The 19,425-nt window shown below is 56.4% G+C and carries 16 protein-coding genes; 5 read left to right on the top strand and 11 right to left on the bottom strand.

Annotated features, from left to right (window positions below):
* Window positions 1-45 precede the first annotated feature (45 nt).
* The 11 genes from purD to ACN0UH_RS08720 all read right to left on the bottom strand — a co-directional run bounded on the left by purD (window position 46) and on the right by ACN0UH_RS08720 (window position 12,417).
* Window positions 46-1,335 (bottom strand): phosphoribosylamine--glycine ligase, encoded by a 1,290-nt coding sequence (purD, locus tag ACN0UH_RS08770; RefSeq protein WP_417661703.1) that lies wholly within the window; start codon window positions 1,333-1,335, stop codon window positions 46-48.
* Window positions 1,336-1,640: 305 nt separating this feature from the next.
* Window positions 1,641-3,248 carry a bifunctional phosphoribosylaminoimidazolecarboxamide formyltransferase/IMP cyclohydrolase gene (purH, locus tag ACN0UH_RS08765; RefSeq protein WP_417661702.1) on the bottom strand — a complete coding sequence of 536 codons (1,608 nt, stop codon included), beginning with the start codon at window positions 3,246-3,248 and terminating at the stop codon, window positions 1,641-1,643.
* Between the two features lie 72 nt (window positions 3,249-3,320).
* Window positions 3,321-3,641 (bottom strand): DNA-binding transcriptional regulator Fis, encoded by a 321-nt coding sequence (gene fis, locus ACN0UH_RS08760; protein ID WP_087518340.1) that lies wholly within the window; start codon window positions 3,639-3,641, stop codon window positions 3,321-3,323.
* The gene (dusB, locus tag ACN0UH_RS08755) at window positions 3,638-4,636 is read right to left on the bottom strand and encodes a tRNA dihydrouridine synthase DusB (protein WP_417661701.1); all 999 of its coding nucleotides are present in this window, start codon (window positions 4,634-4,636) and stop codon (window positions 3,638-3,640) included. Before dusB ends, fis begins: the two co-directional genes overlap by 4 nt.
* Before the next feature lie 174 nt (window positions 4,637-4,810).
* Window positions 4,811-6,145 carry a DUF3426 domain-containing protein gene (locus ACN0UH_RS08750; RefSeq protein WP_417661700.1) on the bottom strand — a complete coding sequence of 445 codons (1,335 nt, stop codon included), beginning with the start codon at window positions 6,143-6,145 and terminating at the stop codon, window positions 4,811-4,813.
* A 67-nt stretch (window positions 6,146-6,212) separates the two neighbouring features.
* A complete protein-coding gene (gene prmA / locus ACN0UH_RS08745) occupies window positions 6,213-7,091 on the bottom strand; it encodes a 50S ribosomal protein L11 methyltransferase (RefSeq protein WP_417661699.1) in 879 nt (292 codons plus the stop codon).
* 154 nt (window positions 7,092-7,245) lie between these two features.
* A complete protein-coding gene (gene accC / locus ACN0UH_RS08740; protein ID WP_087518336.1) occupies window positions 7,246-8,595 on the bottom strand; it encodes an acetyl-CoA carboxylase biotin carboxylase subunit in 1,350 nt (449 codons plus the stop codon).
* A 17-nt stretch (window positions 8,596-8,612) separates the two neighbouring features.
* The gene (gene accB, locus ACN0UH_RS08735; RefSeq protein WP_417661698.1) at window positions 8,613-9,071 is read right to left on the bottom strand and encodes an acetyl-CoA carboxylase biotin carboxyl carrier protein; all 459 of its coding nucleotides are present in this window, start codon (window positions 9,069-9,071) and stop codon (window positions 8,613-8,615) included.
* A gap of 22 nt (window positions 9,072-9,093) precedes the next feature.
* Window positions 9,094-9,543 carry a type II 3-dehydroquinate dehydratase gene (aroQ, locus tag ACN0UH_RS08730; RefSeq protein ID WP_417661697.1) on the bottom strand — a complete coding sequence of 150 codons (450 nt, stop codon included), beginning with the start codon at window positions 9,541-9,543 and terminating at the stop codon, window positions 9,094-9,096.
* A 121-nt stretch (window positions 9,544-9,664) separates the two neighbouring features.
* A complete protein-coding gene (locus ACN0UH_RS08725; protein WP_417661696.1) occupies window positions 9,665-11,461 on the bottom strand; it encodes a protein-disulfide reductase DsbD in 1,797 nt (598 codons plus the stop codon).
* Window positions 11,462-11,649: 188 nt separating this feature from the next.
* Window positions 11,650-12,417 carry a methyl-accepting chemotaxis protein gene (locus ACN0UH_RS08720; protein ID WP_417661915.1) on the bottom strand — a complete coding sequence of 256 codons (768 nt, stop codon included), beginning with the start codon at window positions 12,415-12,417 and terminating at the stop codon, window positions 11,650-11,652.
* 1,521 nt (window positions 12,418-13,938) lie between these two features.
* Here ACN0UH_RS08720 and ACN0UH_RS08715 point away from each other — a divergent pair.
* The 5 genes from ACN0UH_RS08715 to ACN0UH_RS08695 all read left to right on the top strand — a co-directional run.
* On the top strand, window positions 13,939-15,006 hold the full coding sequence (locus ACN0UH_RS08715) for a DUF2333 family protein (RefSeq protein ID WP_417661695.1): 1,068 nt from the start codon (window positions 13,939-13,941) through the stop codon (window positions 15,004-15,006).
* Window positions 15,007-15,009: 3 nt separating this feature from the next.
* Window positions 15,010-15,561, top strand: coding sequence for an NUDIX hydrolase (locus ACN0UH_RS08710; RefSeq protein ID WP_417661694.1), 552 nt, complete (start codon window positions 15,010-15,012; stop codon window positions 15,559-15,561).
* Between the two features lie 304 nt (window positions 15,562-15,865).
* Window positions 15,866-16,237, top strand: a complete 372-nt coding sequence (locus ACN0UH_RS08705; RefSeq protein ID WP_339515791.1) for a translation initiation factor Sui1 — start codon at window positions 15,866-15,868, stop codon at window positions 16,235-16,237.
* A gap of 129 nt (window positions 16,238-16,366) precedes the next feature.
* Window positions 16,367-18,280 (top strand): arginine decarboxylase, encoded by a 1,914-nt coding sequence (speA, locus tag ACN0UH_RS08700; RefSeq protein ID WP_417661693.1) that lies wholly within the window; start codon window positions 16,367-16,369, stop codon window positions 18,278-18,280.
* 287 nt (window positions 18,281-18,567) lie between these two features.
* Window positions 18,568-19,425: ShlB/FhaC/HecB family hemolysin secretion/activation protein (locus ACN0UH_RS08695; protein WP_417661692.1), on the top strand; the 858-nt coding region annotated here is incomplete at its 3' end.

The raw sequence follows: 19,425 nt of genomic DNA, 5'->3' as shown, positions 1-19,425 counted from the left end.
ACGGCCAATTGGACGCCTTTGTCATGAATTGTTGTGCTGGAGCAATCAGTCTTCGGCGTTTTCACGCGCGATTGCACGGTAGCCAATGTCTTTACGATAGAAACAGCCTTGCCAATCGACCTTGGCGGCCAGCGCATAAGCGTTGTGTTGTGCTTGTTGGACGGTTTCACCAAGCGCGGTCGCGCACAGCACGCGTCCACCAGAGGTGATCACTTCGCCGTCTTTCAGCGCGGTTCCGGCGTGGAAGACTTTGCCCTCGGTTGCAGCGGCGCTATCGAGGCCCTTGATCGCATCACCTTTGCTGTAGTCAGCAGGGTAACCGCCCGCGGCCATAACCACACCAAGGCTAGGGCGTGGGTCCCACTGTGCTTCGACAATATTCAGGGCTTTGGCTTGTGCGGCTTCGATCAGCAGCAACAGGCTTGATTGCAGACGCAGCATGATCGGCTGGGTTTCGGGGTCACCGAAGCGGCAGTTGAACTCGATAACCTTTGGTGCGCCAGATTTATCGATCATCAAGCCAGCGTAGAGGAAACCGGTATACACGTTGCCTTCAGCAGCCATGCCCTTAACGGTTGGCCAGATAACTTCGTCCATCACCCGCTTATGGACTTCAGCGGTGACAACGGGCGCTGGCGAATAAGCGCCCATGCCGCCGGTGTTCGGCCCGGTATCTTGATCGCCAACCCGCTTGTGGTCTTGGCTGGTAGCCATCGGCAGCACATTGGTGCCGTCGACCATGACGATGAAGCTGGCTTCTTCCCCGTCGAGGAACTCTTCGATCACAACCCGTGAACCGGCTTCACCGAATGCATTGCCCGCGAGCATGTCGCGCACCGCATCTTCGGCTTCGGCCAGGGTCATGGCGACGATTACACCTTTACCTGCCGCCAGGCCATCCGCTTTGATTACGATTGGCGCGCCAACCTTTTGCAGGTAGGCCAACGCAGGTTCGACTTCGGTGAAGTTTTGGTAATCGGCCGTCGGGATGTTGTGGCGAGCCAGGAAGTCCTTGGTAAAGGCTTTCGAACCCTCCAGTTGAGCGGCGCCAGCGGTGGGGCCGAAGCAATGCAGGCCGCGCTGATTGAACAAATCAACCACGCCAGCAACCAGCGGCGCTTCCGGGCCTACGATGGTGATTTCGACGTTTTTCTCGGCGAAGTCCGCCAGTTGCTCAAGCGCCAACACGTCGATGGCGACATTCTCACACTTGGCTTCAGTGGCCGTGCCAGCGTTGCCTGGCGCAACAAAGACTTTCTCAACGCGTGGGTCTTGCGCGATTTTCCAAGCCAGTGCGTGTTCACGACCGCCGCTGCCAATGATCAAAACATTCATGTCTGTCCCCTAATGGAGGCGGGCTGGTGAGCCCTTTTGGTGGATAAACAGAGCGTTACCCACACTACTAAACTGTACGTTCGGTGTTGCATGTGGTGGATGAAAACAGCGTCATCCACCCTACGGCTGTTTCATTATTTAACACCGCAGTCCAACACCACGATCCAACACAATCAAGGTCGCGATGAAGCGGGTAGATGCAAGGCGCCCTAAGTTTCGACAAGCGGAGTTGCCAAGTGGCAATGAGCATTGGCGGAACATAGGGCAACGCAGCAGATGCCTGTTTCAGTGCGACCGTCTTTTAGTTAGTGCCTGAAATGGCGCATGCCGGTAAATACCATTGCAATGCCAGCTTCATCTGCGGCAGCAATCACTTCGTTATCACGCATCGAGCCACCCGGTTGGATCACCGCAGTAATTCCAGCCTTGGCCGCGTTATCGATACCGTCACGGAATGGGAAGAAGGCGTCGCTGGCCATTACTGCGCCCGGTACTGGCAAGCCAGCGTGTTCGGCCTTGATACCGGCAATGCGTGCCGAGTTAACGCGGCTCATCTGACCGGCGCCAACACCCACGGTCTGACGATTCTTGGCGTAGACGATGGCGTTGGATTTCACGAATTTTGCCACTTTCCAAGCGAAGATCAGGTCATGGATTTCTTGCTCGCTTGGCGCCCGCGCGGTAACGATTTTCAGGTCGTCAGCGGTGATCATGCCGATATCGCGGCTCTGTACCAGCAAGCCGCCATTTACCCGCTTGAAGTCCCAACCCGCGCTACGCTCGGCTGGCCACTCGCCACACTCGAGCAAACGTACGTTGGCTTTGGCGGCGACCACTTCACGGGCGACAGCACTGATGCGTGGAGCAATGATCACTTCAACAAACTGGCGCTCAACAATGGCTTTGGCGGTTTCGCCATCCAGCTCGCGGTTGAATGCAATGATGCCGCCAAAGGCTGATTCAGTATCGGTTGCGTAGGCCAGATCGTAGGCTTTGCGAATACCGCCTTCGTCTTCCGGTACAACAGCAACACCGCATGGATTGGCGTGCTTGACGATGACGCAAGCAGGCTTGACGAAGCTCTTGACGCATTCGAGCGCAGCATCAGTGTCGGCAACGTTGTTGTAAGACAGCTCTTTGCCTTGCAGTTGCACGGCGCTGGCGATGCTGGCCTCGCCTTTTTTCGCTTCAACGTAGAACGCCGCGCTCTGATGCGGGTTCTCGCCGTAACGCATTTCCTGAGTCTTGATAAATTGGCTGTTGAACGTGCGCGGGAAGGCGCCGCGATCTTCAGTGCTGAGCTTTTCAGTGCTCTGGTCAATAGTGCCCAGATAATTGGCAATCATGCCGTCGTAGGCTGCAGTGTGCTCGAATGCCTTGAGGGCCAAATCGAAGCGCTGTGCATAACTCAGGCCGCCAGCTTTAAGGCTTTCGATGATGCTGGCGTAGTCGCCAGTGTTGACCACAATAGCTACGTCTTTATGGTTTTTGGCCGCGCTGCGGACCATGGTCGGGCCACCGATATCGATGTTCTCGATGGCGTCAGCCAGGTCGCAGTCAGGTTTTGCGACTGTGGCTTCAAACGGATACAGGTTGACCGCAACCAGGTCAATTGGCTTGATGCCTTGCTGCGTCATGACCTCGCCGTCAATCGCGCGGCGACCGAGAATACCACCGTGAATTTTCGGGTGCAGGGTCTTGACCCGGCCATCCATCATTTCCGGAAACCCGGTGTAATCAGCTACTTCAACTGCTGCGACGCCATTGTCCTTGAGCAGCTTGTAGGTGCCGCCAGTGGAAAGAATTTCCACATTGAGGGCGACGAGCTCGCGAGCGAATTCGAGGATGCCAGTCTTGTCAGATACGCTGATCAAGGCGCGGCGAACGGGAAGGCGGGTAGTCTGGTCGGTCATTTCAGAGTCCATCAGAGCAGAGAAATAAACAAAAAGGCGACTGGTTAGGTCGCCCTTTTTGAGAGGAAGAGATTAGAGCAGGTCGTACTGCTTGAGCTTCTTACGCAGGGTGCCGCGATTCAGGCCGAGTAGTTCCGAGGCTTTGGTTTGGTTGCCCTTGACGTAGTTCATCACCGTTTCCAGCAGTGGCGCCTCGACTTCGGTCAACACCAGGTTGTATACGTCTGAGACGTCTGCGCCTTCAAGGTGGGCGAAATAGTTATGCAGCGCTTTCTCAACATTACCGCGCAGGGTCTGCCCTTCTGCGCTTGGCGTGTTGAGGTGCTGTTTCAAGCTGGTGTTGTCACTCACAGGTGCAATTCCACTTCCTAAAGTCTCGGTCAACATCGTCATGCAGCCACCCCATCTCCATCATTTTGCCGTTCGCGAAAAAACTGGCGAACGTTGGCGCACTGTGCGTCCGTACATTCAAGGCGATTGAATTCAGCGCGAAATTCTCTGGCGCCCGGCAGAGTTGCTAGATACCAGCCCACATGTTTGCGAGCGATTCGAGCGCCCATCACTTCGCCGTAGAAGACGTGCAGTGCGCTGAGGTGTTCTAGCAAAATACTTTCTATTTCGACCAAGCTTGGCGCTGGCATGGTTTCGCCGGTGCGCAAGTAATGGTCAGTCTCACGGAATATCCAAGGTCGCCCTTGAGCGGCCCTGCCTATCAGTAATCCATCTGCTCCTGTTGCAGCGAGTACGGCTTTGGCTTTTTCCGGGCTGGTGATGTCGCCATTGGCCAGCACCGGGATTGAAACCGCCTGTTTTATCGCTGCAATAGTGTCGTATTCGGCGTTACCGGTATAAAGATCTGCACGGGTGCGACCATGTACCGCTAACGCAACTATCCCGGCTTGCTCGGCAATTTTTGCCACTTCAACGCCGTTTTTATTCTCTCTGTCCCAGCCTGTGCGAATCTTCAAGGTGACCGGCACATCAACCGCACCGACCACAGCATGCAAAATTTCACGGACCAGATTTTGGTCTTTCAACAGCGCAGAACCTGCCGCTTTATTACAGACCTTTTTTGCCGGGCAACCCATATTAATATCAATTATCTGGGCACCCAATTCGACGTTCCGCTTAGCTGCTTCTGCAAGCATCTGCGGGTCGCCACCGGCGATCTGTACCGAGCGCGGCTCGGGATCATCCTGATGGATCAAGCGTAGGCTTGATTTGCGCGTATTCCACAACCGAACATCGCTGGTGACCATTTCAGATACCACCATGCCCGCGCCCAAGCGTTGGCAGAGCTTGCGAAATGGTTGATCAGTGACTCCGGCCATTGGCGCCAGAATCAACTGGTTCGGCAGTATGTACGGGCCGATGCGTAACGTCGACATAGGGTTCCCTGCTCAAAAGACAAGCTGATGAGCCAAATAGGAGACGGCGAAAAAGGGGGAGAATCATACCTGCTCTGGATGACCGGATAAAGGCTGTTTTGAACAAAATCTGAACAGTTGCCAGCTTATCGCCATGAGTTATGAGGGCGACAACCTGTTCATTTATGGAAGCTATTAGGGTGAGTGGAAGCTCAGGCTGTAGTTAACGGCTTGGTTGCCGGGATCAAGGATGTCCAGTGAAATATGGATCGGTGTTTGCGGAGGCATTTCTGTGCGCCCAGCAAGTTCGCCTGCTAAGTATTCGCCGGGAGTGAAACGACGACTGGCAAGTAACTTGCCGTTGATGTCAGCAAAACGAATTTCCAGCAGTGGGAAAGGTTGCGAAAAAGCAGCACGGTTATAGATGATTGCATCGACCACCAATGCGCCGCTGAAGTCGGGGTGCGAGCGCACAACCAGATTGCTGCTTTTGATCAGGCTGATGTCGACTTTTGACGGCAGCTCGCAGCCAATCTTCGGACACATCTGCTCAAATAGAGGGCGGTACTGATCTTGACGCGCAAGTTGTTCGAAGTGATAGGCCACATATTGGCCAGCCAGTGCGCCGCCGGCCAGTAGTATCAAGATTGCCCAACCAATAATCCGGCCCCATGACGGCCCTGGCTTCTGCCAGTCAAACTCAACGGGCTCGTCTTCCAGTTCGAATAGCTTGTGCTGGCCCTTTTGGGTTTCATGCCGAGTAATCGGTTCTGGAATCAGTGGCGCGTGTTCGGGCTCTTCAGCATCATCTATGTCGCTTATGGAGGGCTGGCTGTGCTGCGGCTCATCGGCCGGGTTGGCCGGTAACGGTTCGGAGAGGGTATCTGTTGTTGGCTCATCAGCCGCCCCGAAATCAGCAGCGGTTAGCTTGAGCTCAGGTTCGCTGCCGGGCGCATCGCTGCTGTAAGGCTGTGCAGCCAGGGGCGGTTGCTGAAATGGCTGCGTCGCAGGCGGTGGGCTGCTGTGCGTGTCCCGTTGTTTCAAGCCCAATGGCTCAATGGCCATTTTATCAGCGGGTTTGATTTCATCTTCGCGCAGTAACTCTTCAGCCCAGCGCTCATCGTGCGCTTCAGGTGTATTGCGCGGTGGAGCGGCGAATACGGAGCTGAAGTGCGTGCTGCGTTCAAGTTTGAGAAATTCTTGTGAGAGTTGCTGCTCTTGTTCTTCAAGTTTGGCCAGCTCTTCATCGAGGTCCAGCTCATCGAGATCTAGATCGTCATGAATCCACAGCGTGTCTTCAGGTTTTTTCGGCTTGCTGGTCGCTGCCGGAGCGTGATTTTGTTGCGTCACTGGCGGTGTTGCGGGCGCAGGCGCAATCACATGGCCCTGTTGCTGCAACTGTTGGGCTGCATTAAATACGTTTAGGCAGGCGCCGCAACGCACAGCGCCGTGCGCCGCACCCAATTGCGCGGTATTTACGCGGAAACTGGTGCGGCATTGGGGGCACTGGGTGACAAAACTCTCGGTCATGCTGCAATCCGGAAAAACATTGGGGCTAGTCTAACGCAAGTCTTGAGGTGGCTGCAGCGTCAGGTTTTTAACGGCGTACGCCGCTGATGCGTACCCAGCCGTCGTTGCTTGCGGTTGGGTCGAGGTCAAAGTCTGCAGCGTATGCGGCGCGAACGTCTTCGGCCTGTTCGGCAAGTATTCCCGACAATGCCAGACGTCCGCCAGCTTTCACCAGCGTGGTGATTTGCGGCGCTAGTGCGACCAGCGGGCCAGCAAGGATGTTGGCAACTACCACGTCGGCAGGCTCCTGCGGCATATCGGCTGGTAGATACAGCGGGAAGCGTGCCGGATCGATACCGTTGCGCCCGGCGTTGTCACGCGAGGCCTCAAGTGCTTGTGGGTCAATATCAGTACCTACTGCGTGCGGTGCGCCAAGCAGTAACGCGGCGATCGCCAGGATGCCCGAGCCGCAGCCGAAATCGATAACGCTGCAATCGTTAAGTGGTTGGCCGTCGAGCCACTCAAGGCACAGCGCCGTGGTGGGGTGGGTGCCGGTGCCGAATGCCAGACCCGGGTCGAGAAGCAGGTTTACCGCGTCGGGTTCAGGGGCATCGGTCCAGCTTGGAACTATCCACAGACGCTGGCCAAAACGCATCGGCTTGAAGTTATCCATCCAGCTGCGTTCCCAGTCCTGGTCGGCAATTTCTTCAACCTGGTGCTCGGGTAATGCGCCGCCAGTGAGCAGCTGCAAGTGGGCGAGCAGGGCATCGGTGTCGGTGTCCGCTTCGAACAGCGCTAGCAAATGGGTGTGCGACCAAAGCGGGGTGGTGTTCAGCTCCGGTTCAAAGATTGGGTTGTCTTCAGCATCCATAAAGGTCACAGACACGGCGCCCACTTCGAGCAGAGCATCTTCGTAGGTCGGTGCTTGTTCCGGGGTGATGGCGAGACGTACTTGTAACCAGGGCATAACGGAACCTCGTTGGAAGCCAAATCAATTTGAGCGCTTTGTGGGGGCGCAAGCTTACTGTAGGGGCTGGCCCGCTTCCAGATATAGAGCTGCGTAAGCAACAAGGGCCGCCAAACGGCAGCCCTTGTTGTTGCAGGTTATGCAGGCACTGGTATCAGTGCTTATCCATACCCAGTTTCTTTTCAAGGTAGTGAATGTTCACGCCACCTTCATTGAAACCCTTGTCGCGAACCAGCATCCGGTGCAGTGGAATGTTGGTCTTGATGCCGTCAACTACCATCTCGTCGAGACCGTTGCGCATGCGCGCCATGGCTTCGTCACGGGTTGCTCCGTAAGTGATCAGCTTGCCGATCAATGAATCGTAGTGCGGTGGTACGGTGTAGCCACTGTACAGGTGCGAGTCAACGCGAACGCCAAAGCCGCCGGGTGCATGGAAGTGCTTAACCTTGCCCGGGCAGGGCATGAAGTTATCCGGGTCTTCTGCGTTGATCCGACACTCAAGTGCGTGTCCGCGAACGACAACGTCATCCTGGGTGAACGACAGCTTGTTGCCAGCGGCGATGCTGAGCATCTCTTTGACGATGTCGATGCCGGTAACCATTTCAGTCACCGGATGCTCCACCTGCACACGAGTGTTCATCTCGATGAAGTAGAAACTGTCGTTCTCGTACAGGAACTCGAACGTACCGGCGCCACGGTAGCCAATTTCGATACAGGCATCGACGCAGCGCTTGAGCACTTCGGCGCGAGCCTTTTCGTTGATGTATGGCGCTGGTGCTTCTTCAAGCACTTTTTGGTGGCGGCGCTGCAACGAGCAATCGCGATCACCGAGGTGAATTGCGTTGCCCTGGCCGTCTGAGAGTACCTGGACTTCCACGTGACGTGGGTTGCCGAGGAATTTCTCCAGATAAACCATTGGGTTGCCAAATACCGAACCGGCTTCACTGCGAGTCAAACGGGCTGACTTGATCAGGTCTTCTTCTTTGTAGACCACGCGCATACCGCGACCACCGCCGCCGCCTGCGGCTTTGATGATCACCGGGTAGCCGACTTCACGAGCAATTGCCAGTGCGGTTTCTTCATCTTCCGGCAGTGGGCCGTCGGAGCCAGGAACCACAGGAACGCCTGCTTTGATCATGGCTTCTTTAGCTGAAACCTTGTCGCCCATCAGGCGGATGGTTTCAGCTTTCGGGCCGATAAAGGCAAAGCCTGAGTTTTCCACCTGTTCAGCGAAGTCGGCGTTTTCCGCAAGGAAACCGTAGCCAGGGTGAATGGCCGTGGCGCCGGTGACTTCAGCTGCGCTGATGATTGCCGGGATGTTCAGATAGGACTGGGTACCGGCCGCTGGGCCAATGCAGACAGATTCGTCTGCCAGAGCCAAATGCATCAATTCACGGTCTGCTGTGGAATGCACAGCAACAGTTTTGATGCCCAATTCTTTACACGCACGCAAGACGCGCAATGCGATCTCGCCGCGGTTGGCTATTAGAACTTTTTCCAACATCGCTGGCTCTCCTCGGTTCAAACGATTGTGAACAGAGGCTGGTCGTACTCAACCGGCTGGCCGTTCTCGCCCAGAATGGATTCGATAACGCCGCTGGTTTCAGCTTCGATGTGGTTCATCATCTTCATCGCTTCAACGATGCAGAGGATGTCGCCTTTCTTAACGGTTTGCCCAACTTCAACGAAATTGCCTGAGGTTGGTGACGAGGCGCGGTAGAAGGTACCGACCATTGGCGAGCGAACCACAGTGCCGTTCAGTTTTGGCGCTGCAGGTGCCGCTGCTTCGGCGGCAGCAGCAGGTGCGGCTGGCGCTGCGGCAGGAGCCGGTGCAGGTGCGTACATGGGTTGTGGTGCATAAGCAGGTTGCTTGCTGTTGCGACTGATGCGAACTGACTCTTCACCTTCGTGAATCTCCAGTTCGTCGATGCCGGACTCTTCCAGCAGCTCGATCAGTTTTTTGACTTTACGAATATCCATAGCTTTTCAACTCCCAGTTGGGTCAGGGCCGTTCAAGTTCAAGTTGTTCGAGTGCAGCCTCCAGGGCCAGCCGATAACCGCTGGCGCCAAGGCCGCAGATCACACCTACAGCAACATCTGAAAAGTAGGAGTGATGGCGGAATGCTTCGCGTTTGTGCACGTTGGATAAATGCACTTCGATGAATGGGATGCTCACCGCCAGCAATGCGTCACGTAATGCGACGCTTGTGTGTGTAAAAGCGGCTGGATTGATCAGAATAAAGTCGACGCCTTCGCTTCTTGCAGCGTGAATGCGTTCGATCAACTCGTACTCGGCATTGCTCTGCAGGTACTGCAGATGGTGCCCTTGCTCCCGGGCGCGGCGCTCCAGATCAAGATTGATCTGCTCCAGGGTCGTTGCACCATATACACCCGGCTCGCGGGTGCCGAGTAAATTCAGATTTGGGCCGTGCAGGACCAGTAAGGTCGCCATGTTCCGTGTTCCTTGTTGTTCTTACACGCAGAACTATGCCGGAGTCGCCTCGTGACTGTCTAGTTCTATGCAGTAGCCAGCACGATGGCCGGTGTTTGCGGCAGTTTTGTGACTGAGATGCTTAAAAGCGTTCGCGGGCTTTATTCAGCCGGGCAGAGAAGGTTTCAGCATCGACTTCACCGACAACACGAAGGTCTTGCCATTCGTCGCCGCTTTTATCAAAAAACAGGATGGCAGGGGGGCCGAACAACGAATAGCGATCCAGAACCGAACGTTGTGCCGGGGTGCTATCGGTGATGTCGAAGCGCACCAGGGCGTAATCGTTCAACTGGGTGACGACTGTGGGGTCAGTCAGTACTTCACGCTCAATGACCTTACAGCTGATGCACCAGTCCGCGTACCAGTCGAGCAGCAGGGGTTTGCCACTTTTTTGGGCGGCGGCTAGCGCTGCATCAAGTTCGGCGCCGCTGGTCACGGTTTGCCAGTTGCCATGTTGGGCTTGGGCATTTGGCAGCATCTGGCCAGAGTTGAGTTGCATGCGACCGAGCGGACGTAATGGATCGTCATGACCCTGCAAGGCGCCAACCCAGGCAGTGAGTGCGTAGACCAGCAAGGCTAGGCCAGCAAGCTGAGCAAGTTTGCCTTTCGAGCTTTTTACATTGAACTCCAGCGCGCCGAGGAACAGCGCCGAACCGGCTGCCAGCAGGCCCCATAGCGCCAGCGTTACTGGGCCCGGCAACAAGCGGTCGAGCAGCCAGATGGAAACGGCCAGCAGCATCACGCCAAACAAGTTGCGCACGCCGTTCATCCAGGCGCCGCTGCGTGGTAACAATGCGCCGCCGCCAGCACCAATCAATACCAGCGGCGCACCCATGCCAAGGCCCAGGGCGAATAGTTGCAAGCCGCCGCCCAGTGCGTCGCCGGTGCTGCTGATGTAGAGCAAAAGACCGGTTAGTGGCGCTGTGACGCAGGGCGAGACGATCAAGCTGGACAGCACGCCCAAAGTTGCTGCGCCCGCAATTGAGCCACCTTGGGTTTGCGAGGCCTTGCGGTCCAGTCGCTCACGAATGAACGCCGGTAAGCGGATCTCAAACATGCCAAACATGGCAATCGCGAACAGACTAAAGAACAAGGCGAATGGGATAAGCACCCATGGCGATTGCAGCATGGCCTGCAGGTTGAGGCTGGCGCCAAACAGGCCCATCAATGCGCCGAGCGCGGCGTAACAGGCAGCCATTGGCAGAACGTAGGCGAGCGATAACACCAGACCGCGCCGATTACTTGGGCGACCGCGCAAGACCACGCCAGAGAGAATCGGTAGCATCGGCAGCACGCAAGGCGTAAAGGTCAATCCAAGGCCGGCGAGAAAGAACAGGGCCAGATCTGTCCATTTCCAGCTGGTCTTGTCAGCGCTGCCAGCCGCTGCGACGTTGCTGGCGCCACTGGCAGCTGCGCCACCATTGATTTGAATTTGTTCGGTTTCGGGCGGATAGCACAGGCCTTTGTCTGCGCAGCCCTGGTAGGTGACATTGAGCGTATAGGGCCGATCAGTCGGTGGGTTGATCGGCAGGTCAACGTCGACAATGTTGTGATAAACCTCGACATCACCGAAGTACTCGTCGGTCTTCTGTTCTCCAGCAGGTATTTGCGCCTCGCCGAGGCCGATGTCGGCTGGCTCGGTGCTGAATTTGAAGCGGTGCTTGTACAGGTAATAACCGTCGGTGGCGACGAAGCGCAGCTTTATGTTGTCAGCCGAGTTGCTGATCAGGTTGAGCTTGAAGGCTTCGCGAACCGGCAGGAAATCGGCGCTGTTATTCAGCGGAGCGCCCAGTGGCGCAAGGGTTGGTCGGCTATCGAGCAAGCTGGCGCTGGCGGGTAGGGCAACGATGAGCAGGAGCAGGCTGATTAAACGGCGCATGTGAATCTCGACAAACAAGTATCCGCCCATCATAGCGGAGCCGGGTAACTGATGGCATTGGCTGAGCTGTAAGCGGCTTTGTCAGGCCGATGAAATGCCGCAAAACGCCCATATGGCAACGCGCAGCAGGGGTGCGACAAATATACGCGGTGTCAGTTTTTACCTTGCGCTGGCCCCTGCGTCAGCATTTACAAGTGGAACGCTTGGACTGCCGTGCGCAGTTCCCCGCCGAGCTGGAGCAGTTGTTCGCCTTGGTCGCGGCCCTTGCCGATTCGTTGCAAATTGTCATCGCCGAGTCTGTGAATTCGCTCGCTGTGACTGCGAATCTCGCTGACGGTGCCGCTCTGCTGGGCTGTTGCGGCGGCAATTCGCTCGGCAATGCTGGCGATGGTGCGAATCGAGCTGACAATCTCATCCAGTGCGCCATCCGCCGCTGCGGCTTGATTTGCGCTGGTCTGCGCGTGTTCCAGCTGGCTGCGCATTGCTTCGACCGAATGCCGGGCCGCTTGTTGCAGGCGCGCAATCAGCTCCTGAATTTGCTCGGTTGCGCCACTGGTGCGTTGCGACAGTGAGCGAACCTCTTCGGCGACCACCGCAAAGCCGCGGCCCATTTCGCCAGCGCGGGCAGCCTCGATGGCCGCATTGAGCGCGAGCAGGTTGGTTTGCTCGGCAATACCGCGAATAACGGTCAGTACATTGCCGATGGTGGTGGTTTCTTCTGCCAGGCGCTCAATCGCCTGGGCGTTGTTCTGCACTTCACCGGCCAGTGTGTGCAGGCCGGTAAGGCTCTGGCTGATGACTTGCTGGCCTTGCTCCAGGGCTTTGTCGGCATTACGGCTGGCGTCTGCAGCGTTACTGGCGTCATCTGCAACCTGAACAATGGTTGATTCGAGATTGCCCAGTGCATCGCGAATCTGCGCGGTGTCTGTCGCTTGGCGTTCAGCGCCCTTATGCATCCCGCCGTTGAGGTCGGCCAAGGTGCGACTCGATCCGGCGACTTGTTCGGCGTGCTCGCGAATGGTGCCAACCAAGGTCACCAGGTAATTGCGCAGGTGGCTCAGTGAGTCTTCGATGTCGGCCAGTTCGCGGGTCTTGCTATTGAGTTTGATCGGCTGGGCAAAGTTGCCCTGGGCCCAGGCAGACAAGCCCGGCACCAACAGGGTAAGCACGCGGGTCAGGCGCCGTTGCAAGGTATCGATGGTCAGCGCGATGCATAGAATCAGGGCAATCATGACGCCCTGCAACAGGCGAACTTCACCCTGAATCCTGGCATGTTCTGCACGCACCAAGGGTTCCAGTTCATCCAGTGTTTGGCTGACCTGATCGATTTGTGCGCGGGTGGCCTGATTCAGTTGATGACGCTGCTCGATCAGGCTGACCGTTCTCTTGAGTTCGTTCGGGTAGCGGCTGATCAAGCTGGAAAATTCGCGTTTCAGGCCTATGCCGCGGTCTTCCGCCTGACTTTGCGTGTTTGCGGTATCGAGCCCGAGCATTGCTGCAAAACCGTCGCTGGCGGACTCGCTTGTGTCCTCGATCCCGAGTAACGGCAAGTTATTGAGCAGTTGTGCTTGCTGTTCGAGTGCTTGGCGTTCGCGCTCAACGTCGGCGGCTAAATCGTTGTTGGCGCTGCCCACTAATTTATTGCGGGCGTGGCTGAGTTTGACTAAATGTTGTGCGGCGCTGAACAGCGGGGCGTGGTATTGCCGGGCGGCGGTTGAATCGCTGTCTGCGGCGTATTGCGCGAGCTGCTCAAGGGCGCTCGCCATTTCACGCTCGGCCTGGACCATCAAACCCTGAGGGTCACCCGCCAATTTACCAGCGGCCAACAACTCACCCGCGCTGAAGCTGCGCAGGGCATTCAGGCTGTTGCGGAGGTTACCTGCAAGTTCTGCTGGTAGCTGATCGAGTTCAGGTTGCAACTCATCAATTGCCTTGAGTGCTTCACTGTGGCGCAGCGCATCGCCGCTTTGCAGATAAGCGTAAATATTGCGGCTGACGTTTTTTTGGAAGCGCTCAGACAAGTTCATGTAGCGCTCCATCAGCGCATAGGGTCGTTCAAGTGCTTGCTGCGACCACCAAAGCGTTACGCCCAGAGCGATGCAGGCTGTGACCAAAAGGGAGGTATTGAGGTTGGTGAAAAATTTCAGGCGCATAGGGCTCTACCGACAACGGAACGGTATGGGCATGCTCGGCATGCCGTAAGCCCATGAAGTTATTGCGTTTTAGTTACAGAAGTATGACGCTGGTCAAAGTTGCCAAATAGTGGGCAGTTATCTGGTCTGCGGTTTGCCGCTTATGCGTAGGGGGCGGCAATTGCCCTGACTCTGTGGTTCAGGGGTATAACGCACCTACCAATGCTAAGGTTGTGGTTCACGCTGCGCATTGCTGCGCGTTTCCCTTATAGTGGAAGTCTTTCGCGCAACACTTGCCTTAGGTTGCTGTCGAACACCCGAACGCCGTAAAAGAAGGACATTGCCATGCTGGATTGGAAGAAACGCACGACTGGCACGCGCGACAACGTCGACGATTCCGTCGCCAACGTCCGCAGTTATTTTCGTGGGGGCTGGGTAACCAAGATATTTGGCACTCTCCTTGGCATCTATTTGTTGGCCGCGCTGGTAGTTGGCTGGTATTGGAGCCAGGAGCCTGATCAGTTCCCTGTACAGCAGCACGCCGAATCAGCCGCGCAGAATTCACAGCGGCAGATGGTCAATGGTTACACCACCGTTGAAACTCTTATATACGTGGCCACGACCCTGCTTGAAAAGCCGGGTGGATACCTGTCCAACGATCTCGCACCTCCGGGCCTGTGGCTGGATAACATGCCGAGCTGGGAGCTGGGGGTGTTGGTCCAGGTACGTGACCTGTCGCGGGCCATGCGTAAAGACTTCTCGCGCTCACAGTCGCAGTCAACCGAAGATACTGACTTGGCCAAGGCTGAGCCACGTTTCAACTTTGATAACAAAAGCTGGGCGCTGCCTGCATCCGAGTCGGAGTACCGCGAAGGTATCAAGTCGCTGGATCGCTACCTCGCGCGTTTAGCCGGCGATGCCAAGCCAGCTGCGGAGTTTTACACCCGTGCCGATAACCTCAACAACTGGCTGGGCGATGCCGCAACACGTCTGGGTTCGCTGTCGCAGCGCCTGTCAGCCAGCGTCGGTCAGGTACGTTTGAATACTGACGTTAAACAAGACCTTGTCGCCGCCGGTACTGCGGTCAAGGTCGACGAGAACGCCTACGAAACGCCGTGGATGCAGATCGACAATGTGTTCTATGAAGCGCGTGGTCAAGCCTGGGCTCTTGCGCAGTTCCTGCGTGCAGTGGAAGTCGACTTTGCCGATGTACTGGCCAAAAAGAACGCCACGGTAAGCGTGCGTCAGATCATCCGTGAGCTGGAAGCAGCGCAAGAGCCAATTTGGAGCCCGATGATTCTCAACGGTAGCGGCTATGGTTTGCTGGCCAACCACTCGCTGGTCATGGCCAACTACATTTCCCGCGCCAACGCTGGGATTATCGACTTGCGCCAACTGTTGTCGCAGGGCTGATCGATGCCTATCTCGCAAGCCGAGATCGCACATCGAGCGGCCTCAGACGCGGAGCGAATCGCCTGGGTTGACGAGCAAGACTGTCAACTCGGCGCCTTGCCCCGCGCGCAGTTGCGAGAGCGCGGCCTGATTGGTCGCGCAACCTTTATCCTGTTATTCAACTCGGCAGGCATGCTTTGCGTGCATCGGCGTACGCTGAGCAAAGCTCTGTACCCCGGTTATTGGGATGTGGCCGCTGGCGGCATGGTCATGGCGGATGAAAGCTACGCTGAGTCAGCTGCTCGTGAGTTGCATGAAGAGCTGGGTATCGAGGGCGTCCTGTTGCGAGAGGGCCAGCGCTTCTTTTTTGATCAGGCTGACAACCGTTTGTGGTGTGCCGTGTTTTCAGCGGTGTCTGATGCGCCGCTGGTCCTGCAGCCCGAAGAAGTGCTCGAAGCGCGGTTCATCAGTGTGGAACAGGCTCTCGCCGAAGCCAGTGTCAAAGACTACTGCCCTGACTCACTGCAGGCCTTGCGCGCCTATCTTGAAACCCAGAAGCAAAATAGCGGTTGTTAAGCCATTTTTTGGCTTGAGACCCATTTTGTTCAGGATATGCGGGCAGGCTGTCCATGATGTCGAACGTCTGCCGGTAAACGTCGCTAAATCAGCGATTAATGGCGCGTTTTTATGCTTAGCATTCCGCTATTTTCTCGTTACACTGCGCGCCCTTTAAGCCACAGCCCAAGAGATCCCAAGGGTTGTGGTGCGCTGCCCCTGCCAGAGTGGGGCTTCGCGGTTGACGCTTGTCAGCCTATCGCTTTCAAACCTGTTGGGTTGATTATTGCCCAGCATGTTTCTGACCTGCCAAAGAGGATAGCCGGTGGTCAAGAAAGCCTCGTCATTCGCCGCATTAAGCGGTTTGGTGTATTCCACTGACACAGGCCGGCATTGCCCGGATTGCAGTCAGCCGGTTGACGCCTGCATCTGTAAAACCAATCGGGTCCCTGAAGGCGACGGCATTGCCCGTGTGCGCCGAGAAACCAAAGGCCGTGGTGGTAAAACCGTGAGCACCGTCAGCGGTGTGCCATTGCCTGAGGAACCCCTGAAAGAGCTGGCCACTGCGCTGAAAAAGCGCTGCGGTTGTGGCGGCTCGCTGAAGGATGGGGTGATTGAGATCCAGGGCGATCACGTCGAGCTGCTGCTCGAAGAACTCACAAAGCGCGGTTTCAAAGCGAAAAAGTCTGGCGGCTAAGCCAAGCGACTATTCTAAACTTGCTCGGTGGATTGCTAGTCAGTTACTGAGAAATCGTCATTTCCAGATTTTAACCTGTACAGGCACTGGTTTAGCCAGGGCTATCTATCGCAAGCAAGGGAGACTTCAATGTCTGCGCGACGCACACGTAAAGATGACGGCAGCCAATGGACAGTTGCCGACAGCCGTAGCGTTTACGGAATTCGTCATTGGGGCGCTGGTTATTTCGCCATCAATGACAGCGGCCGCGTAGAAGTGCGCCCGAATGGCCCTGACAGTACACCGATTGATCTTTATCAGCAGGTTGACGAGTTGCGTGCCAGCGGCCTCAGCTTACCGTTGCTGGTGCGTTTTCCGGATATTCTGCAAGACCGTGTGCGCCAGTTGACCGGCGCATTCGACGCCAACATTGAGCGCCTGGAATACCAGAGCAAGTACATGGCGCTGTACCCGATCAAGGTTAACCAGCAAGAGGCGGTGGTCGAGAACATCATCGCCACCAAGGACGTCGCCATCGGTCTTGAGGCCGGTTCGAAGCCTGAGTTATTGGCCGTGCTGGCACTGGCGCCAAAGGGCGGCACCATCGTCTGCAACGGCTACAAGGACCGCGAATTCATCAGGCTTGCATTGATGGGCCAGAAGCTCGGTCACAACGTTTTTATCGTCATCGAGAAGGAATCCGAAGTTCAGCTGGTGATCGATGAGGCAACTGAACTCAAGGTGGCGCCGCAGATTGGTCTGCGTGTGCGCTTGTCGTCGCTGGCCTCCTCGAAGTGGGCTGATACGGGCGGTGAAAAGTCCAAGTTTGGCCTGTCTGCCGCGCAGCTGCTCTCGGTGGTTGAGCGGTTTCGCGCGGCCAAGCTGGACCAGGGCATCCGCCTGCTGCACTTTCATATGGGGTCGCAAATCGCCAACCTGGCTGATTATCAGCACGGCTTCAAGGAAGCGATTCGTTACTACGGCGAATTACGCGGTCTTGGCTTGCCGGTCGATCACATCGACGTTGGCGGCGGCCTGGGTGTTGACTACGACGGCACCCACTCGCGCAATGCCAGCTCGATCAACTACGACATGGATGACTACGCAGGCGTTGTCGTGGGCATGCTCAAGGAGTTCTGCGATGCGCAGGAGTTGCCGCATCCCAATATCTTCTCGGAAAGCGGTCGCTCGCTGACCGCGCACCACGCCATGCTGGTGGTGCAGGTGACCGACGTTGAAAAGCATAACGATGACGTACCGGTTATCGAGGATCGCCAAAGCCTGCCGGAAACCGTGGGTTACCTGGCCGACTTGCTGGCACCGACTGATTTTGAAATGGCCACCGAAACGTACTGGCGCGCCACCCATTACATGAGTGATGTCGCCAGCCAGTATGCCGAAGGCAAGATTGGCCTGGTTGAAAAAGCTCTGGCCGAGCAATGCTACTTTGCGGTGTGCCGGCGCCTGTACAACTCGATGAAGGCGCGCCAGCGTTCGCATCGCCAAGTGCTTGATGAGCTCAACGACAAACTGGCTGACAAATACATCTGCAACTTCTCGGTCTTCCAGAGCCTGCCGGATACCTGGGCGATTGGCCAAGTATTGCCGATACTACCGCTCAATCGTCTTGAAGAAGAGCCTCTGCGCCGTGCGGTGCTGCAGGATCTGACCTGCGATTCCGACGGTAAAATCCGGCAGTACGTCGATGAGCAAAGCATCGAAAGCAGCTTGCCGGTGCATGAAGTGCGCGAGGGTGAAGACTACCTGCTGGGTATCTTCCTGGTCGGTGCGTATCAGGAAATTCTCGGTGATATGCACAACCTGTTCGGCGACACCGACTCGGTGAATATCTACCAGAATCCGGACGGCAGTGTTTACCACGCCGGTATCGAAACCCACGACACCATCGAAGACATGTTGCGTTACGTGCACTTGTCGCCAGAAGAGTTGATGACTCATTACCGCGACAAAGTCGCCAGCGCCAAGATCACCGCGCGCGAGCGCACCACCTATCTTGATGCGCTACGCCTGGGCCTGACGCGCTCCTCGTATCTGTCTTCATAACCTGTAGCTGATCAAAAAGCCGGCCATGTGCCGGTTTTTTTGTTTAAGCGTTTTAGGTTCTGACGATAGCGTCACGGTCGCTAGCCGTCGCCCGGTGCGCCAAAAGTTCTGTCTGCGTTCGTGGTCGTTCCACTCAGCCGGACTTACGGTTGGATACGTGTCTTGAGGCTGGACCCAAGTCACATATTCGTTTATCCACTGTAATGGAACTTTTAATTTGTGCTACTGTCGCGATCATTAACGCATGATGGCATTTTGCCTTTACTGAGGATCAAGGGATTGAGCTTATGCATTGCGCTGTACGCTATTGTTGGCTTCTTGGAGTGCTGGGCGCGTCGGCTGTCTATGCCCAAACACCGCAGTCGCCAGGCGACCGCGACCTGATCCGAGATCGGCAGGAGCGCTTGCTGGACGAGCAACAAAAGCGCTTGGAGACGCTCCAGCAGTTGCCGGGCAAGGTTGAAGCCCCCAAGCCTCAAGCCGCAGACCCGAATGCACAATGCTTCGACATCAAACACATCGACCTCCAGGGCGCCGAACACCTAAGTGCTGCGCAGCGAACGCAATTGCTGGCGCCTTACATTGATCAATGCTTAGGCGTTACTCAACTCAATGACCTGCTCAAAGTCATCACCACGCATTACTTGAATCGTGGCTACGTCACCACTCGCGCCTATTTGCCGCAGCAGGATCTATCCAGCGGCACGCTTCAGGTCATTGTTGTAGAAGGCAAGCTTGAAGGTCTGGACAGCTCTGGCGTGGCCTCCGAGCCAGAGCTTGGCATGACCTTTCCTGGCGAGAGCGGTGAGATCCTTGATCTGCGCGAGCTTGAACAGTTAGTCGATCAATTGAATCGTCTACCGTCGCGCCAGGCCGAACTTGAGCTGGTTCCAGGTGAGGCTGTGGGCGGCAGCCGGGTTCTAATCAAAGGGACCAAGGTAAAACCTTGGCGGGTATCGGCCAACCGGCATAACGATGGTGACAAAAGCACCGGTGAGCAACAGGTCGGGCTCGGGTTTGACTGGGACAGCCCGCTTGGGCTGGCTGACCAACTAAGCCTGCGGGCGAGTAACGACATCGTCAGTGATCAGTGGCGCCACTCCGACAACCAAAGTCTCTATTACAGCATCCCTTACGGCTGGTGG

It is taken from the genome of Pseudomonas sp. (assembly GCF_048265905.1).
Taxonomy (GTDB): Bacteria; Pseudomonadota; Gammaproteobacteria; order Pseudomonadales; family Pseudomonadaceae; genus Aquipseudomonas.
The sequence above is the reverse complement of the archived record's forward strand: the minus strand, read 5'-3'. Positions and strand labels throughout refer to the sequence as shown.

Excerpts from the sequence above, each read along its gene's own strand:
- purD (WP_417661703.1), bottom strand. The coding sequence starts at position 1,335 with ATGAATGTTTTGATCATTGGCAGCGGCGGTCGTGAACACGCACTGGCT.
- purH (WP_417661702.1), bottom strand. The coding sequence starts at position 3,248 with ATGACCGACCAGACTACCCGCCTTCCCGTTCGCCGCGCCTTGATCAGC.
- fis (WP_087518340.1), bottom strand. The coding sequence starts at position 3,641 with ATGACGATGTTGACCGAGACTTTAGGAAGTGGAATTGCACCTGTGAGT.
- dusB (WP_417661701.1), bottom strand. The coding sequence starts at position 4,636 with ATGTCGACGTTACGCATCGGCCCGTACATACTGCCGAACCAGTTGATT.
- ACN0UH_RS08750 (WP_417661700.1), bottom strand. The coding sequence starts at position 6,145 with ATGACCGAGAGTTTTGTCACCCAGTGCCCCCAATGCCGCACCAGTTTC.
- prmA (WP_417661699.1), bottom strand. The coding sequence starts at position 7,091 with ATGCCCTGGTTACAAGTACGTCTCGCCATCACCCCGGAACAAGCACCG.
- accC (WP_087518336.1), bottom strand. The coding sequence starts at position 8,595 with ATGTTGGAAAAAGTTCTAATAGCCAACCGCGGCGAGATCGCATTGCGC.
- accB (WP_417661698.1), bottom strand. The coding sequence starts at position 9,071 with ATGGATATTCGTAAAGTCAAAAAACTGATCGAGCTGCTGGAAGAGTCC.
- aroQ (WP_417661697.1), bottom strand. The coding sequence starts at position 9,543 with ATGGCGACCTTACTGGTCCTGCACGGCCCAAATCTGAATTTACTCGGC.
- ACN0UH_RS08725 (WP_417661696.1), bottom strand. The coding sequence starts at position 11,461 with ATGCGCCGTTTAATCAGCCTGCTCCTGCTCATCGTTGCCCTACCCGCC.
- ACN0UH_RS08720 (WP_417661915.1), bottom strand. The coding sequence starts at position 12,417 with ATGCATAAGGGCGCTGAACGCCAAGCGACAGACACCGCGCAGATTCGC.
- ACN0UH_RS08715 (WP_417661695.1), top strand. The coding sequence starts at position 13,939 with ATGCTGGATTGGAAGAAACGCACGACTGGCACGCGCGACAACGTCGAC.
- ACN0UH_RS08710 (WP_417661694.1), top strand. The coding sequence starts at position 15,010 with ATGCCTATCTCGCAAGCCGAGATCGCACATCGAGCGGCCTCAGACGCG.
- speA (WP_417661693.1), top strand. The coding sequence starts at position 16,367 with ATGTCTGCGCGACGCACACGTAAAGATGACGGCAGCCAATGGACAGTT.